This window comes from Mycobacterium sp. UM_CSW, from assembly GCF_000455205.1.
Classification (GTDB): domain Bacteria; phylum Actinomycetota; class Actinomycetes; order Mycobacteriales; family Mycobacteriaceae; genus Mycobacterium.
Genome location: NZ_AUWQ01000060.1, coordinates 49,207 through 64,004, shown reverse-complemented (window position 1 = coordinate 64,004; position 14,798 = coordinate 49,207). Strand labels below are relative to the sequence as shown.

Below are 14,798 nucleotides of genomic sequence, written 5' to 3'. Positions count from 1 at the left end.
GCCGCGGTCGCCGACGCCGCCCGCTTCGTCGCCGCCGGCGGCGCTGCCGCGGTCTCGACCCCGGTTTCCCGCACCGGCGCCGACATGTTCAGCGCCGCAGCGCAACTCGAGGACACCGCCGCGGTTGACGCGATCGCCCTGGCCGAACGGCTGCGCCGCGACGGGCGGACCGTGGTGGCCACCGGCGGGTGCTTCGACCTGTTGCACACCGGGCACGTCAGGCTGCTTCGGCAGGCCCGTGAGCTCGGCGACGCGCTGATCGTGCTGGTCAATTCCGACGCGTCGGTGCGCTCGCTCAAGGGTGCCGGGCGGCCGGTGATGCGCGACGTCGACCGGGCGCGCGTCCTGGCCGCGCTGGCGTGCGTCGACGCCGTCGCGATCTTCGACGGGCCGACCCCCGAGCGACTGCTGGACACCCTGCGTCCCGGCATCTGGGTGAAGGGCGGCGACTATGTGGCCGCCGAGCTTCCCGAAGCCGAAACGGTGCAACGCCACGGCGGCACCGTGACCATCCTGCCCACCGTGGCCGGCTACTCCTCCTCCCGTTTGATCGCCGCGGCGACGCTCACCAATAGGCACTGAAAGGCACTGACATGACGGCACAATCGCTCGAAGGCGTACTGATCTCCGGCGGATCCTCCGGCCTCGGCGCCGCCACCGTGGCGGCGGTGGCCCGGCGCGGCGGCGTGCCGCTGATCCTGGACAAGAACCCGCCGGCCGCAGGAATCTCGGATGTGCCCTACGCGGCCTGCGATCTCGCCGACACCAGTGCCGTCGCGGCCGCCGTGGAGTCGCTGGCCGAACGGGTGGGCGGCCGGATCACCGGCGTCTTCACCGCCGCGGGCATCGACTGCTGCGGCACGCTCGAACAGGTGCCGGCCAAGGAATGGGAGCAGGTCGTCGCCGTCAACCTGATCGGCACCGCCGCCGTCATCCGCGCGGCGCTGCCGTATCTGAAGGCCACCGGCGGGCGCATTGTCACCTGCGCCTCCACGCTGGGCATCAAGGCGGTCGGCGACGCCACCGCCTACTGCGCGTCCAAGTTCGGGGTCGTCGGCTTCACCCGCGCTCTCGCGGCCGAACTCGCCGGCGAGGTCGGTGTGACGCTGCTCGTCCCCGGCGGCATGCACACTCCGTTCTTCGACGGGCGGCCCGACCAGTACAAGCCGCCCGCCGACGCCAAGCTCAACCGGCCCGAAGACGTCGCGGAGACGGTGCTTTTCGCCCTCTCCCAGCCCGCCGGATGCGAGGTGCGCGAGATGGTGGTCTGCGCCTCCACGGAGTCGTCGTGGCCCTAGGCCGCACCTCGGGCCCGCAAACCCAGACCGCCGTCGATTGCGACACCATCGTGGTGCTGCGCGCCCTCGGCCTCGGCGATCTACTGACGGCCGTGCCCGCGCTGCGGGGGCTGCGCCGGCACTACCCCGACGCCCGGGTGATGCTCGCCGCACCCACCCGCTACCGCGAGCTCGCGCTGCTCACCGGCGCGGTCGACGACCTGTTGCCCACCGCCTGTCTGGGCGACCTGCACCCGCTGGCGCGGCCGCCCGAGCTGGCGATCAACCTGCACGGCTGCGGCCCGCAAAGCATCGATCACCTGCTCACCTGGCGGCCGCGGAACGTGCTCACGCACGGCCATCTACGCCACCCCGCCCTGGGCGGACCGCCGTGGCGCGCCGACGTCCACGAGGTGCATCGCTGGTGCGCGCTGCTGGAGTGGGCCGGAATCCATTGCGAGACGGGCGATGTGACCCTGTCCCGGCCCCCGGTGGATCCCGACCGGATCGGCGCGGTGGTGATCCATCCGGGGGCCTCCGCGCCGGCGCGGCAGTGGCCACCGGAGCGGTTCGCCGCCGTCGCGGCCGCGCTGCGCGACGAGGGATGCGAAATCGTGGTCACCGGATCGGCGAGCGAATTCGACCTCGCCCACGAGGTCGCCCGGGCGGCTCGCCTGCCGCGCACCTCGGTGGTGGCCGGGCTGCTGGACCTGACCGCGTTGACCGCGTTGATGTGCGACAGCCGCATGGTGATCTGCGGCGACACCGGCGTCGCGCATCTGGCCGCCGCGACCGGCACGGCGTCGGTGGTGCTGTTCGGTCCGACCGCCCCCGGCCGGTGGGGGCCCCGCGGTCCGGCCCCCCATCTCGCGCTGTGGGCGGGCGGCGTCGGCGATCCGCACGCCGACACACCGCACGAAGGGCTGCTCACGATCACGGTGGACAGGGTGCTGGCGGCGGCCCGCCAAATCTTAAGGGAGAGGGCATGAACAAACTCCCAGCGAGCACCCAGGAATAAGGGTCGCCGATTCGGGTATGCGCTGATTTGTGCGCCGGAGCACGCGTGAAAGCGCTGCTCGGAAAGCCGCCCGGAAAGTCGAACCATGGCGATCCGGTCTCGTTCGGCGCGGCGACCAAGCCGACGCGGGCACAGGTTCGCGCGCCCAACGACACCCAACGTCTGTCGAGGAGGGCATTGAATGTCTAAGCAAGAGGTCTCGGACTATTTACTGGAGCGGCTGCGGACGTGGGGTGTCGAGCACGTGTTCGGCTATCCCGGCGACGGCATCAACGGGATCCTGGCCGCGTTCGGGCGCGCCGACAACCGGCCCATGTTCATCCAGTCGCGGCACGAGGAGATGAGCGCCTTCGAGGCGGTGGGGTACGCCAAGTTCACCGACCGCGTCGGGATATGCATGGCCACCTCGGGCCCCGGCGCGATTCATCTGCTCAACGGGCTCTACGACGCCAAGCTCGACCACGTTCCGGTGGTCGCCATCGTCGGTCAGACCAACCGCAGCGCCATGGGCGGGTCCTATCAGCAGGAGGTCGACCTGCTCAGCCTATTCAAGGACGTCGCCAGCGACTACGTCCAAATGGTCACCGTCCCAGAGCAATTGCCCAACGTGCTGGACCGCGCGATCCGGGTGGCCATGGCGGTTCGAGCGCCCACGGCGCTGATCATCCCGGCCGACGTGCAAGAGCTGCCCTATTCGCCGCCCACGCACGCCTTCAAGATGGTGCCGTCGAGCCTGGGCATCGAGTGGCCCGCGGTCGCTCCCGACGACGCCGCGGTCAAGCGGGCGGCCGAGCTGCTCAACGCGGGCAAAAAGGTCGCCATGCTGGTGGGCTCCGGAGCCCGCGGCGCGCGCGAGGAGCTGACCGAGGTCGCCGATCTGCTCGGTGCCGGGGCGGCCAAGGCGCTGCTGGGCAAGGACGTGCTGAGCGACGAATTGCCTTGGGTCACCGGCTCGATCGGGTTGCTGGGCACCCGGCCGAGCTACGAGCTGATGCGCGACTGCGACACGCTGCTGACTGTAGGGTCCAGCTTCCCGTACACGCAGTTCCTGCCCGAGTTCGGGCAGTGCCGCGCCGTGCAGATCGACATCGACGGCCGGTTCATCGGCATGCGCTACCCCTACGAGGTCAACCTGGTCTCGGACGCGAAGGCCGCGCTGCGGGCCCTGATTCCGCACCTGCGCCGCAAGGAGGACCGCAGCTGGCGCGAAACCGTCGAGGCCAACGTGTCGCGCTGGTGGGAGACCATGGACATGGAGGCGAAGGTCAGCGCCGACCCAATCAACCCGATGCGGTTGTTCTCCGAGCTGTCCCCGCAACTTCCCGACGACGCCATCGTCACGGCCGACTCCGGTTCGGCCGCCAACTGGTACGCGCGAAACCTGAGATTCCGCGGCAACATTCGCGGCTCGCTGTCGGGCACGCTGGCGACCATGGGCCCCGGCGTGCCGTACGGCATCGGCGCGAAATTCGCGCACCCAGGGCGGCCGGTCATCGTGTTCAGCGGCGACGGCGCCATGCAGATGAACGGCATGGCCGAACTCATCACGATCAAGCGGTACTGGCAGGAGTGGGACGACCCGCGCCTCGTCGTCGCGATCCTGCACAACAACGACCTGAACCAGGTCACCTGGGAGATGCGGGCGATGGCCGGTGCGCCGAAATTCGCGGAATCGCAGAACCTTCCGGACATCGACTTCGCCGGGTTCGCCGCCAGCCTGGGTCTTAACGCGATGGCCATCAAGGACGGCGACGAGCTGGCGGACGCCTGGCGCAACGCGTTGTCCGCGGACCGTCCCACCGTGTTGGACGTCTACACCGACCCCGACATGCCACCGATCCCGCCGCACGCCACCTGGGACCAGTTCAAGGCGGCCACCGCCGCGGTGCTGTCCGGTGACGAAGACCGCGTCGGCTTCGTCAAGGTGGGCCTGAAAACGAAGGCACAGGAGTTCCTGCCGCACAAGAAGAATTGAGGGACGGGCCAGCCCTAGCCCAGCCCCGAGCGCGCGCTGCGCAGGTCGTCGACGAATAGCTGGTAGGCCTCGTCGTGGGAGTCGCTGCGATCGCGCAACACCGACGACGGGTGCACGGTCGCGATCACGATCGGCTCGGGCGTCAGGTCAACATCGACCGCGGCAGGCAGGTGGATGACCTCGCCGCGTTGGGCGGACACCCGAAAGCTCGCTCCCAGAAGCGATTGCGCGGCCGTCGCACCGAGGCAGACGATCACCCGCGGGGCGACCGCCTCGATCTCGGCGACGAGCCACGGGCGGCACGCGACCACCTCGGTGCGGCTCGGTTTCTGGTGGATGCGGCGCTTGCCGCCCTTGCGGGTGAACTTGAAGTGCTTGACGGCGTTCGTCTGGTACGTCAGCGTCGGATCGATCCCGGCGTCGTCAAGCGCGCGGGCGAGCAACCGCCCCGCGGGCCCGACGAACGGCAGGCCGGCGCGGTCCTCCTGGTCCCCCGGCTGCTCTCCGACCAGCATCAGGGGCGCGCCACGGTGCCCGTGGCCGAACACCGTCTGGGTGGCGTCGGCGAACAACGGGCAGCCGTGGCAGCGCTCGGCCGCGGTTTTCAGCGAATCCAGGCCGCGGTCCTGCGGCAGGTAGCGCGCGGCGCTGGTCTTGGGGGCGGCCATGATTCAGGCCATGATCAGCCCTTGCCCATGATGGCGTCACGGGCCCGGTCCATCATCGCCGCGAAGAGGCCCGCAGTCAGGTTTGCCGCCTGGGACTCGACGCCGGCGTGCGGCCGGGTGGGCGCGATCGCCTCGGCGAGCTTGGCGGCTCGGCCCATCCGGGCCAACTCGTCCTCACTCAATTCCTCGCTCAGCTTGGCGAACTCGTCTTTCTCCTCGTGCTCCGCGTGGTCGATCACGGCGTCACGGAGTTCCGTCAGGTGGCGGGTGAATTCCGCGCTGTCGACGTCGAGCTTCTCGAGCTTCTGCAGGACCGTCTTGGCCTCGTGCTCCTCCTCCAGGCGCTTGCCAACCACCGCGGCGCCGTCGGCGATCTTCCGCTTGGCGCGCGGGTGAACGATCTCCTCCTCGGCAGTCTCGTGCACCGCGAGCAGTCGCCGCAGCCCGACGAAGGCCTTCTCCCGATCTTTCCCCGAGGCCGACAACGTTTCGGCGAACATCGACTTGATTTGCTCGTGCTGGCCGACCAAAAAGTCGACCACGTCGGAGCGCGACTTGATGGCGTGGTCTGCCATAACGTCCCTCCCAATCTGCTTACTTTTCAGCGCGCGGGCTGTTGCGCACTCCCTAGCGGCTACCCGAGGCGCGCGGGCAACAAACGGCGTGTGAATCGCTCACGTCCGGGTACTTCTTGTCCAGGCCGTGACGCAGGGGAGAAACCGATGGGCGCAACGCGAAATCCCGCAAGAGCGGTCGACATCGGCAACGACGTCGCATTGATTACCGCGCAAATCAGGGCGCTTAAGGACCTCGCGAAGCAGGACGACGAAGCGCCGATCGGCGAAGGGCAGCGCTACGACTTCAGCATCAGGTGGGGGACGGTGCTGACCGGCCGCCTGCGACGGCTGGTGCACTACAGCTCGCTGGGCAGGCTCGACGATGCGGGTGAGCGCACGCTTGACGCGTTGCGCAATGAGCTGCGCGCGCTGTCACATCTGATTGATCGATTCCGGCTCGCGCAACCGAACTTCACGGAAACCCCGCCCGTGACGGCGAAGCGCCTCCCTCCCCGGATCCTTCACTAAGAAAGTCCTTAGCGGACAATCCGATTGCGCCCCGCGCCGACCCATGCAATGCCAGGAAGGCACCCGCGAACGCGAACGATGCCGGCGCGAAATCCCACCGTCCGGTCATTTCCGTGAGGGCGGGCAGATAGACCACCAGGGTGAGAACATCGACGCCGATCACGACGACCGAAAGCAGGCTGCCGAAGCACCAACCCGCTTGTGCCACATGGGGATTGCGGCCGACCCACAAGGCGAGGCCGACCAGCAGGCAACCGGCGATCACCGCCACCGCGTATACGACGAAATACCAGGGCAATGTGTCTCGGGTGGCCTGGGTGGCCAGCGCGTAGGCGTGCGTTGCGGCGACGCCGACGAGCAGGATCGCCCCCAAGCGGGCCAGGTTGAAGGCGACGTACCCGCCGAGGCTGAGGACTCGAAATACCCGGCTGCGGTGCCAGCTTTCTGGCCACGACTCGACGAGAAAACCCACGGTGCGCACGTACCCGGGCACGGGTTTCTCAAACGTCGACTCATAAGAACTGCAACTTCGACGGCGCGCCGCCGCTCGGCTACATTCGGGTCAGGATGCCGGGCTAAGGAGGCCACTGGCGTGAATCCTCAGGATCCCTACGGATACGGTCCGCTGAGTTACGACCCGCTGGGTCGCATGCCCCCCGCCGCCCCGCCGGTGCAACCGCCGGTCTTGCCACCGCCACCCCCAGAGCCGTACCGCCCGCCGGTCAACGCGATGGCCACCCGGTCGCTGGTGTTCGCCTTCGCATCCCCGCCCGTCGGCGCCGTGCTGGGACACCTGGCGCTGGCCCAGATCCGCCGCACGGGCGAGCTCGGCCGAAACCGCGCGCTGGCCGCGCTGGCGCTGTCCTACGCGATCATCGGCCTCGTGGTCCTCGCCCTGGTCGGCTGGGCCACGCTGGCCGCGCTGCCGTCCACCCCGAACCGCCCGGCGACACCGGCCACCACCGCCGCGGCGCCCGCGGGCCCGACCGTCGCGCCGGACGCCATCGGCACGGTCCTGCCCAGCCTCGGGGACCTGAAGACCATCACCGACGACCAGAACCTCGAGACGGGCCAGACGTGGGACCATCCCAGCAGGTCCGACCGGGAGGGAACCATCGACCGTGCGGAGTGCTGGGGAAGCATCGCCCCCGGGACCCCGGACGCCTACAACGTCGACGCCATCTTCGGCTACCGCGCGGCGGAATTCTCCGACACCCGCAGCCTGCTCAAATCGGTCCAGGTCATCGAGGCCGTAGCCGCGTTTCGCGACGCGCCGGCGGCGCAATCGCAGCTGGCGAAGCTGTTGGACGGGTGGCGCCGGTGCGGGGGCACGACGGTGAGCGTGACGATCCCCGAGGCGGGGGCCATTCCGTTCGCCCTGGGCGAGCCCACCGACGCCGGCAACGGCATCACCGCATTGGACCTGACGCCCAAGGGCCTGCAGGTGCGCTCCGCCCGCGCCGTCGCGGCCAAGGCCAACGTCGTGGTCGACCTGTACGTGTCGTACAGCGGCACCACCGACGGTGCCAAGCCACGGCAATCGGCCGTGAGCATCGCCACCGCCGCGCTGAACAAGATCCCGGGCTAGGGGATCGCCTAGGGTGGGCCGCATGAAGTATCTCGACGTCGACGGGGTCGGACGGGTCAGCCGAATCGGCCTGGGCACATGGCAGTTCGGGTCGCGCGAGTGGGGCTATGGGGAGGGCTACGCCTCCGGCGCCGCCCGCGACATCGTGCAGCGCGCCCGCGCCCTGGGCGTGACGCTGTTCGACACCGCCGAGGTGTACGGGCTGGGCAAGAGCGAGCGGATCCTGGGCGAGGCGCTCGGCGACGAGCGCGCCGAGGTCGCGGTGGCCAGCAAGATCATGCCCGTCGCCCCCTTCCCCGTCGTCATCAAGCAGCGCGAGCAGGCGAGCGCGCGGCGGCTGGGCCTCGACCGCATCCCGCTCTACCAGATCCACCAGCCCAACCCGGTGGTCCCCGACTCGGTGATCATGCCCGGCATGCGCGACCTGCTCGACGAGGGCAAGATCGGCGCGGCCGGCGTCTCCAACTACTCACTGGAGCGGTGGCGAAAGGCCGACGCCGCGCTCGGGCGCCCGGTGATCAGCAACCAGGTGCACTTCTCGCTCGCCCACTCCGGCGCGCTGGAGGATCTGGTCCCCTTCGCGGAGCGCGAAGGCCGCATCGTTATCGCCTGGAGCCCGCTCGAGCAGGGCCTGCTGGGCGGCAAATACGGCGTGGACAATCGTCCCGGCGGCATTCGAGCGGTGAACCGGTACTTCGGCACCGAGAACCTGCGCCGCATCGAGCCGCTGCTGCAGACGTTGCGCGACGTCGCGGCGCAGGTCGGCGCCAAGCCGGCGCAGGTCGCCCTGGCCTGGCTGATCAGCCTCCCGGGCGTGGTCGCCATCCCCGGCGCCTCCAGCCTCGAGCAGCTCGAGTTCAACGTCGCCGCCGCCGACATCGAGCTGCCGCCGGATTCCCGCGACGCCCTCACCGACGCGGCGCGCGCGTTCCGCCCGGTGTCGAACGGGCGCTTCCTGCTCGACAAGGCCCGCGAGAAGTTAAGCGTTTAGGTCTCCGCGAACGCCGGGGGGCTGGCCGGGGCGCCGCGCGCCACCACCAGCGGCATCGACGTCGTCGCGTTGGTGCGCAGGATCGTGTGCACCACGTCGATGAGGTCCTCGACCGGCATCAGCTTGCCGGGCATGCAGCCGCGGGAGGCCCACAGCGGGGCGGCCTTCATGGCGAGGTCCATGTCCCAGCCGGTGGTCATGCCCGTCGCCGCGTCGCCCTCGCCGCCCCCGCACTCCCCCACGATCAGGTTGGTGAAGCCGATGTCGGGGTGTTCGGCGCGCCACGCCTCGACGAGCCGCTCGAGGGCCGCCTTGCTGACGCCGTACGCCCCCAGACCCGGCCAGGGCGGGCCGTAGGTGCCCGCGTCGGAGGCCAGGTACACCACCTTGCCCGCCGACTCGGTCAGGTGCGGCACCGCCGCGGCCGTGACCAGCGCGGCGCCGATCACGTTGGTGTCGAAGACGCGCCGCCACGTCTCGGCATCGGTGTCGACCATGCGGACCAGCGGGCCGATGGCGGGGGTGTACACGAGGTTGTCGATCCCGCCGAGCGCGTCCGCGGCCGCGCCGATCGCCGACCGGCAGGACGCCTCGTCGGTGACATCGCATTCGATGGCGATCGCGCCCGGCCCGGCCTCGTTCGCCGCGGCCTCGATGCGCTCGCGGCGCCGGGCGAGCAGCGCCACCTGATCGCCGCGCTGCGCCAGGCCGACGCCGATGCAGCGCCCGAGTCCGCTCGAGGCGCCAACCACCACTGTCCTTGACATATTCGCCCTCTCCTGTAACGAGCACGCTGCAGGCAACAGCGTATCGATCGGGGAGCGGCTAGGTGACGTTCGGGCGGTTTATGTCAACCCGGTCATGCCCCGTCGGGGGCCTGCAGCACGACGGCGGTGTGCGCGTCCACCGTGAGGGTGCCTCCCCCGGGCACCTCCTCGGCGGGCGTCTCCTCCTCGGGCCCGGTGAACACCACGAGCTGCCACGCCGCGCCGAATTCCTTTGGCGGAAGCGTGAATTCGATCGGCTCGTGGTGGGCATTGAAGCACAACAGGAACGAGTCGTCGAACACCCGCTGCCCCCGCGCGTCCCGGTCGGGAATGCCGTGGCCGTTGAGGAACACCGCGACGGACTTGGCGAATCCCGCGCCCCAGTCCTCGTCGGTCATCTCGGTGCCCTCGGGCGTGAACCAGGCGATGTCCGGCAGCCCGTCCTGGCCGCGGCGGCCCAGCGGCTTGCCGGAGAAGAACCGGCGCCGGCGGAACACCGGGTGGTTGGCGCGCAGGGCCGACACGACGCGGGTGAACTCCAGCAGGCCGTTATCGGCTTTTGCCCAGTTGATCCAGGTGAGCTCGTTGTCCTGGCAGTAGCCGTTGTTGTTGCCGTTCTGGGTGCGGCCGAGTTCGTCGCCGTGGCAGATCATCGGCACACCCTGGGAGAGCAGCAGCGTGGTGAGGAAGTTGCGCTGCTGGCGGGCCCGCAGCGCGTTGACCTCCGGGTCGTCGGTCGGCCCCTCTACCCCAGAGTTCCACGACCGGTTGTGGCTCTCCCCGTCGTTGTTGTCCTCGCCGTTGGCCTCGTTGTGTTTCTCGTTGTAGGACACCAGGTCGCGCAGCGTGAACCCGTCGTGCGCAACGACGAAGTTGATCGACGCCACCGGCCGGCGCGCGGTGTGCTCGTAGAGGTCGGCCGACCCGGACAGGCGGTAGGCGAACTCATCGAGAGTGGCGGGCTCGCCGCGCCAGAAGTCCCGGACGGTGTCGCGGTACTTGCCGTTCCATTCGGTCCACTGCGGCGGGAAGTTGCCCACCTGGTAGCCGCCCGGGCCGACGTCCCACGGTTCGGCGATGAGCTTGACCTGGCTGATCGTCGGATCCTGTTGCACCAGTTCGAAAAACGTCGCCAGCCGGTCGACATCGTAGAACTCGCGGGCCAGCGTGGCGGCCAGGTCGAAGCGGAAGCCGTCGACGTGCATCTCGAGCACCCAGTAGCGCAGCGAGTCCATGATCAGCTGCAGCGCGTGCGGATGCCCGACGTTGAGGCTGTTGCCCGTGCCTGTGTAGTCCATGTAGTAACGCTTGTCGTCGTCGACCAGCCGGTAGTAGGCGGCGTTGTCGATGCCCCGCATCGACAACGTGGGGCCCAGGTGGTTGCCCTCGGCCGTGTGGTTGTAGACGACGTCGAGGATGACCTCGATGCCGGCCTCGTGCAGGGCCCGCACCATCGCCTTGAATTCCTGCACCTGTCCGCCCGGGGAGGTCGCGCTGGAGTACTTGAAGTCGGGAGCGAAGAACCCGATCGTGTTGTAGCCCCAGTAATTTGACAGGCCCTTGTCCACCAGCGTCGAGTCGTTGGCGAAGTGATGCACCGGCATCAGCTCGATGGCGGTGACGCCGAGGCTCTTGAGGTGCTCGATGATCACCGGGTGCGCCACGGCCGAGTAGGTGCCGCGCAGCTGTTCGGGGATGTCGGGATGGGTCTGGGTCAGGCCCTTGACGTGCGCCTCGTAGATGACGGTGTCGGCGTACTGGTGGTCCGGCGGCCGGTCGTTGCCCCAGTCGAAGTAGGGGCTGATCACCACCGACTTGGGCATGCTGGGCGCGGAGTCCTCGTCGTTGCGGCTGTCGGGGTCGCCGAAGTTGTAGCTGAACAGTGACTGGTTCCACTCGAAGGTGCCGTCGATGGCCTTCGAGTACGGGTCCACCAGCAGCTTGTTCGCGTTGCACCGCAGGCCGTTCTCCGGCTCGTACGGGCCGTGCACCCGGTAGCCGTAACGCTGGCCGGGTTCGATGCCGGGGATGTAGGCGTGCCAGACGAACCCGTCGACCTCCGGCAGCGCGACCCGGCTCTCCGTCCCGTCGGCGTCGAACAGGCACAGTTCCACCCGCTCGGCCACCTCGCTGAACACCGCGAAGTTGGTGCCCGCGCCGTCGTACGTCGCGCCCAGCGGATAGGCCCGACCCGGCCACACCTCACCGGTCGGAGTGGGCGCGAGGTTTTCTGCGGATGTCATGCGGCTTTCAATACCCTACCCGGGCCTACTCCAAACGATGGTCCGGAAAGGCTTGCAGCAGAGCGGTTTTCAAGGTTTTAACATTACCTTTACCGCCCCGTCCCGCTTCTTCTGGAAGATCTCGTACCCGTGCGGCGCCTGGTCGAGGGGCAGCACGTGGGTGGCGAACGTGTCCACGCCCAGGGGATCGTCGTCGGTCAGCAGGGGCATGATGTCGTCGACCCACCTCTTCACGTTGGCCTGGCCCATGCGCAAGGTCACCTGCTTGTCGAAGAGGGTGAGCATCGGCAGTGGGTCCGCCATTCCCCCGTAGACGCCGATCAGCGAGATGGTTCCCCCGCGCCGCACGATGTCGATGGCGGAGTACAGGGCGGTGAGCCGGTCCACGCCGGCGGTCTGCATGAGCCGTTTGCCGATGAAGTCCGGCAACATGCCGGTGGCCTGCTGGGCAAACTTGGCCGCCGGGGACCCGTGCGACTCCATGCCCACGGCGTCGATGACGGAGTCGGTGCCGCGGCCGTCGGTCAGGTCGCGGATCGCGTCGCCGAGGGGCGCGTCGAGCCGGCTCAGATCGATCGTATGGATGCCGCGCCCGGCGGCGCGGGCCAGGCGTTCGGGCACCAGGTCGACGGCGATGACCCGGTACCCGAGATGGTCGGCGATGCGCGCGGCCATGTCGCCGATGGGGCCCAGGCCGAGCACGGCCACCGAGCCCCCGTCCGGGATGTCGGCGTAGGCCACCGCCTGCCAGGCGGTCGGCAACACGTCGGACAGGTACACGAAACGCGAATCCGGCGGTCCCTCAGGGACTTTGATGTGGGTGAACTGGGCTTGCGGCACGCGCAGCAGTTCGGCTTGGCCGCCGGGGACTTCGCCGTAGAGCTCCGAGTAGCCGAACAGCGCCGCGCCCATCCCCTGGTCGCGCACCTGGGTGGTCTCGCACTGGGTGTAGAGCTGCATGTCGCACATGTGACAACGGCCGCAGGAGATCTGGAACGGGACGACGACCCGGTCGCCGATACGCAGATCGCCCGTCTGGCCGCCGACCTCGCGGACGATGCCCATCGGCTCGTGCCCCAGGACGTCCCCCGGGCTCATGAAGGCCCCGAGAATTTCGTAGAGATGCAGGTCCGAACCGCAGATATTGGTGGAGGTGACTTCGATGATGGCGTCGGTCGGCTGCTCGATCTTGGGATCGGGCACCGATTCCACGCGGACGTCGCGCTTGCCCTGCCAGGTGACGGCTTTCATGTGCATGGCACATACCCGCGTCGGGCGGCCCGAAACGCCAGCGCGCGACTACTAACGGGGTCCGCGATGCCGTGGCTTGAGCGGGTGTTCGCTGTCGATCAGCGCCTTGGCGATGTCGATCAGCTTGGTGTTGGACTGCTGGGACAGTCGGGTGAGGAGTTCGAACGCCTCGACGGCGTCGAGGTTGAAGCGCTCCATGATGACGCCCTTGGCCTGACCGATGGTGTCCCGCGACGCCAGCGCGCTGCGGAACTGGTCCTGCCGGCGCATTATCGACCACGCCAGCGCCACATGCGTGGCGAAAATGCCGCCGATTTCTAGTGATTCGTCGCTGAACGCGTGCGGGTGGTCGGCGTAGAAGTTGAGCGCGGCCATGCTCTTTTCGTCGTCGAACAACTCGTAGGAGACGATCGAGCGGATCGGAGTCGCCTCGAGCGCGTCACGCTGATAGTGCGGCCAGCGCTGGTCGACGTTCAGGTCGTCGACATACATCATGTGGTGCCGCCAGGCGGCGGCCAGGCACGGGCCTTCCTGCCGCCGGTCCTGGATCGTGTCCAGGACCGCCGCATAGCGGTGGGTGGAGACCACGCTGGTGACCGTGTTGCCCCGCTCGGCAAGGGTGATCCCGGCGTACTGGCAGCCCGGCATGTGCCGAACGCCATTCTCGACGAGTTCGCGCAGGCCGGCCGCCGTCTCCGTACCCTGGGGGTCCAGGTTGGCCATCAGTTGGGTCAACTCGCCGACAACCGAGTTCTTGTCGGTCCGCATGGCATCACCCCTTGAGGGTTTCCGGCCGGCCGGCGGCGGTCGCGCATCCAACAATTGGACGCATAAAACGAAGCCTACGGGCCAAACAACGAAGTGCAAACAGCTCAAAGGGGACGGCCCGGACGGCGCCCGTGCGCCCGTCGTCGAGCGGCCAGGTAACAACGTTGGCGGTCAACGACTTTCGCGCCGGGCCCCGTTTTTCTTCGGACCAGTGCCCTTGGCCGCGTTCCGCAAGGTGCGATTGGTGGAGCGCAGATCGGTGTTGACCGCCGAGAGCTCGGCGTTGTGGTCTTCCAGGCTCAGGATGCGGGCGATGCCGGCGAGGTTGACCCCGGCGTCGAGCAGGGCGCTGATGCGCTGCAGCCGGGCCAGGTCGTTCGCGCTGTACCGCCGCGTTCCCCCGTCGCTGCGAGCGGGACTCAACAGCCCGTGCCGTTCGTAGAGGCGCAGCGACTGCACCGGGATGCCGGAAAGTTCGGCGGCCACGGAGATCCCGTACACGCCGCGGTCCGACGCCGGCGCGCCCGCCTCCCCAATGCTCTCGGTCATCGGCCGTCCCCTCGATGAACTTACTCAGAAAACCTCTTTATCACACTTGCGGTCTTCTGTCGATAGTGATATATGAAATCTATGTCTTCTGACACAGAAAGACACACGGGAATTGACCACTTCAGAGCCGCAGATTGGAGTGAAAGGTGACCGCCATGCTGATGCGTACCGACCCCTTCCGTGACCTCGACCGATTCGCCCAACAAGTGCTCGGCACGGCCGCCCGGCCGGCGGTGATGCCGATGGACGCGTGGCGCGAGGGAGAACAGTTCGTCGTCGAGTTCGACCTGCCGGGCATCGACGCCGACACGCTCGACATCGACATCGAGCGCAATGTCGTGACCGTGCGCGCCGAGCGCCCGGGCGTCGACCCCAACCGCGAGATGCTGGCCACCGAACGGCCGCGCGGGGTGTTCAGCCGCCAGCTCGTGCTCGGCGAAAACCTCGACACCGACAGGATCGACGCGTCCTACTCCGAGGGCGTCCTGCGCCTGCGCATCCCGGTGGCCGAGAAGGCCAAGCCGCGCAAGATTTCCGTCAGTCACGGCAACGGCCACAAGGCCATCAACGAGGAAGCCAACAAGCGCGAGGTGATCGACGCCTAACGACCGGCGGGTG

At 68.6% G+C, this 14,798-nt stretch carries 17 protein-coding genes; 9 read left to right on the top strand and 8 right to left on the bottom strand.

Annotated features, from left to right (window positions below):
- From N415_RS20560 to N415_RS20545, 5 genes are all read left to right on the top strand, one after another.
- A partial coding sequence (locus N415_RS20560) for an adenylyltransferase/cytidyltransferase family protein (protein WP_152531493.1) occupies nt 1-582 on the top strand: 582 nt, incomplete at its 5' end.
- Between the two features lie 11 nt (nt 583-593).
- Complete coding sequence (locus N415_RS20555; RefSeq protein WP_068186103.1) at nt 594-1,298, top strand: SDR family oxidoreductase; 705 nt, start codon at nt 594-596, stop codon at nt 1,296-1,298.
- The gene (locus tag N415_RS20550; protein WP_081665383.1) at nt 1,244-2,266 is read left to right on the top strand and encodes a glycosyltransferase family 9 protein; all 1,023 of its coding nucleotides are present in this window, start codon (nt 1,244-1,246) and stop codon (nt 2,264-2,266) included. Before N415_RS20555 ends, N415_RS20550 begins: the two co-directional genes overlap by 55 nt.
- 74 nt (nt 2,267-2,340) lie before the next feature.
- The gene (locus N415_RS31975; protein ID WP_161630332.1) at nt 2,341-2,484 is read left to right on the top strand and encodes a hypothetical protein; all 144 of its coding nucleotides are present in this window, start codon (nt 2,341-2,343) and stop codon (nt 2,482-2,484) included.
- The gene (locus N415_RS20545) at nt 2,477-4,270 is read left to right on the top strand and encodes a thiamine pyrophosphate-requiring protein (protein ID WP_068186100.1); all 1,794 of its coding nucleotides are present in this window, start codon (nt 2,477-2,479) and stop codon (nt 4,268-4,270) included. The genes N415_RS31975 and N415_RS20545 overlap by 8 nt, the downstream gene beginning before the upstream one ends.
- 14 nt (nt 4,271-4,284) lie before the next feature.
- Here the strand turns inward: N415_RS20545 and N415_RS20540 are convergent, their stop codons facing one another.
- Both N415_RS20540 and N415_RS20535 read right to left on the bottom strand, forming a co-directional pair.
- Nucleotides 4,285-4,938, bottom strand: coding sequence for a UdgX family uracil-DNA binding protein (locus N415_RS20540; protein WP_068186097.1), 654 nt, complete (start codon nt 4,936-4,938; stop codon nt 4,285-4,287).
- A gap of 14 nt (nt 4,939-4,952) precedes the next feature.
- On the bottom strand, nt 4,953-5,513 hold the full coding sequence (locus N415_RS20535) for a hemerythrin domain-containing protein (RefSeq protein ID WP_068186094.1): 561 nt from the start codon (nt 5,511-5,513) through the stop codon (nt 4,953-4,955).
- Between the two features lie 147 nt (nt 5,514-5,660).
- Here N415_RS20535 and N415_RS20530 point away from each other — a divergent pair, with 147 nt between their 5' ends.
- Nucleotides 5,661-6,023, top strand: a complete 363-nt coding sequence (locus N415_RS20530; protein ID WP_068186091.1) for a hypothetical protein — start codon at nt 5,661-5,663, stop codon at nt 6,021-6,023.
- Here the strand turns inward: N415_RS20530 and N415_RS30895 are convergent.
- Complete coding sequence (locus N415_RS30895) at nt 5,968-6,516, bottom strand: hypothetical protein (RefSeq protein WP_068186089.1); 549 nt, start codon at nt 6,514-6,516, stop codon at nt 5,968-5,970. The genes N415_RS20530 and N415_RS30895 overlap by 56 nt on opposite strands.
- Nucleotides 6,517-6,672: 156 nt before the next feature.
- On the opposite strand from N415_RS30895, the gene N415_RS20520 reads away from it, so the two are divergent.
- Both N415_RS20520 and N415_RS20515 read left to right on the top strand, forming a co-directional pair.
- Complete coding sequence (locus N415_RS20520; RefSeq protein ID WP_068186146.1) at nt 6,673-7,611, top strand: sensor domain-containing protein; 939 nt, start codon at nt 6,673-6,675, stop codon at nt 7,609-7,611.
- A 22-nt stretch (nt 7,612-7,633) separates the two neighbouring features.
- Nucleotides 7,634-8,602 (top strand): aldo/keto reductase, encoded by a 969-nt coding sequence (locus tag N415_RS20515; RefSeq protein WP_068186085.1) that lies wholly within the window; start codon nt 7,634-7,636, stop codon nt 8,600-8,602.
- Here the strand turns inward: N415_RS20515 and N415_RS20510 are convergent.
- From N415_RS20510 to N415_RS20490, 5 genes are all read right to left on the bottom strand, one after another.
- The gene (locus tag N415_RS20510) at nt 8,599-9,357 is read right to left on the bottom strand and encodes an SDR family oxidoreductase (RefSeq protein WP_081665382.1); all 759 of its coding nucleotides are present in this window, start codon (nt 9,355-9,357) and stop codon (nt 8,599-8,601) included. The genes N415_RS20515 and N415_RS20510 overlap by 4 nt on opposite strands.
- Before the next feature lie 104 nt (nt 9,358-9,461).
- Nucleotides 9,462-11,612, bottom strand: coding sequence for a glycogen debranching protein GlgX (gene glgX, locus N415_RS20505; RefSeq protein ID WP_068186077.1), 2,151 nt, complete (start codon nt 11,610-11,612; stop codon nt 9,462-9,464).
- 69 nt (nt 11,613-11,681) lie between these two features.
- Nucleotides 11,682-12,863, bottom strand: coding sequence for a zinc-dependent alcohol dehydrogenase (locus N415_RS20500; protein ID WP_068186144.1), 1,182 nt, complete (start codon nt 12,861-12,863; stop codon nt 11,682-11,684).
- Nucleotides 12,864-12,914: 51 nt separating this feature from the next.
- The gene (locus tag N415_RS20495) at nt 12,915-13,631 is read right to left on the bottom strand and encodes a GAF and ANTAR domain-containing protein (protein ID WP_068186075.1); all 717 of its coding nucleotides are present in this window, start codon (nt 13,629-13,631) and stop codon (nt 12,915-12,917) included.
- Between the two features lie 171 nt (nt 13,632-13,802).
- Complete coding sequence (locus tag N415_RS20490) at nt 13,803-14,180, bottom strand: helix-turn-helix transcriptional regulator (protein ID WP_068186073.1); 378 nt, start codon at nt 14,178-14,180, stop codon at nt 13,803-13,805.
- A gap of 155 nt (nt 14,181-14,335) precedes the next feature.
- Between N415_RS20490 and N415_RS20485 the strand changes: the two genes are divergently transcribed.
- Complete coding sequence (locus tag N415_RS20485) at nt 14,336-14,785, top strand: HSP20 family small heat-shock protein (protein WP_068186141.1); 450 nt, start codon at nt 14,336-14,338, stop codon at nt 14,783-14,785.
- Nucleotides 14,786-14,798: the final 13 nt, after the last annotated feature.

Bases quoted from the DNA above. Each gene is read 5' to 3' on its own strand.
- glgX (WP_068186077.1), bottom strand. From the start codon at position 11,612: ATGACATCCGCAGAAAACCTCGCGCCCACTCCGACCGGTGAGGTGTGG.
- N415_RS20540 (WP_068186097.1), bottom strand. From the start codon at position 4,938: ATGGCCGCCCCCAAGACCAGCGCCGCGCGCTACCTGCCGCAGGACCGC.
- N415_RS20520 (WP_068186146.1), top strand. From the start codon at position 6,673: ATGCCCCCCGCCGCCCCGCCGGTGCAACCGCCGGTCTTGCCACCGCCA.
- N415_RS20490 (WP_068186073.1), bottom strand. From the start codon at position 14,180: ATGACCGAGAGCATTGGGGAGGCGGGCGCGCCGGCGTCGGACCGCGGC.
- N415_RS20485 (WP_068186141.1), top strand. From the start codon at position 14,336: ATGCTGATGCGTACCGACCCCTTCCGTGACCTCGACCGATTCGCCCAA.
- N415_RS20545 (WP_068186100.1), top strand. From the start codon at position 2,477: ATGTCTAAGCAAGAGGTCTCGGACTATTTACTGGAGCGGCTGCGGACG.
- N415_RS20515 (WP_068186085.1), top strand. From the start codon at position 7,634: ATGAAGTATCTCGACGTCGACGGGGTCGGACGGGTCAGCCGAATCGGC.
- N415_RS20530 (WP_068186091.1), top strand. From the start codon at position 5,661: ATGGGCGCAACGCGAAATCCCGCAAGAGCGGTCGACATCGGCAACGAC.
- N415_RS20550 (WP_081665383.1), top strand. From the start codon at position 1,244: ATGCGAGGTGCGCGAGATGGTGGTCTGCGCCTCCACGGAGTCGTCGTG.
- N415_RS20495 (WP_068186075.1), bottom strand. From the start codon at position 13,631: ATGCGGACCGACAAGAACTCGGTTGTCGGCGAGTTGACCCAACTGATG.
- N415_RS20500 (WP_068186144.1), bottom strand. From the start codon at position 12,863: ATGAAAGCCGTCACCTGGCAGGGCAAGCGCGACGTCCGCGTGGAATCG.
- N415_RS20555 (WP_068186103.1), top strand. From the start codon at position 594: ATGACGGCACAATCGCTCGAAGGCGTACTGATCTCCGGCGGATCCTCC.
- N415_RS20535 (WP_068186094.1), bottom strand. From the start codon at position 5,513: ATGGCAGACCACGCCATCAAGTCGCGCTCCGACGTGGTCGACTTTTTG.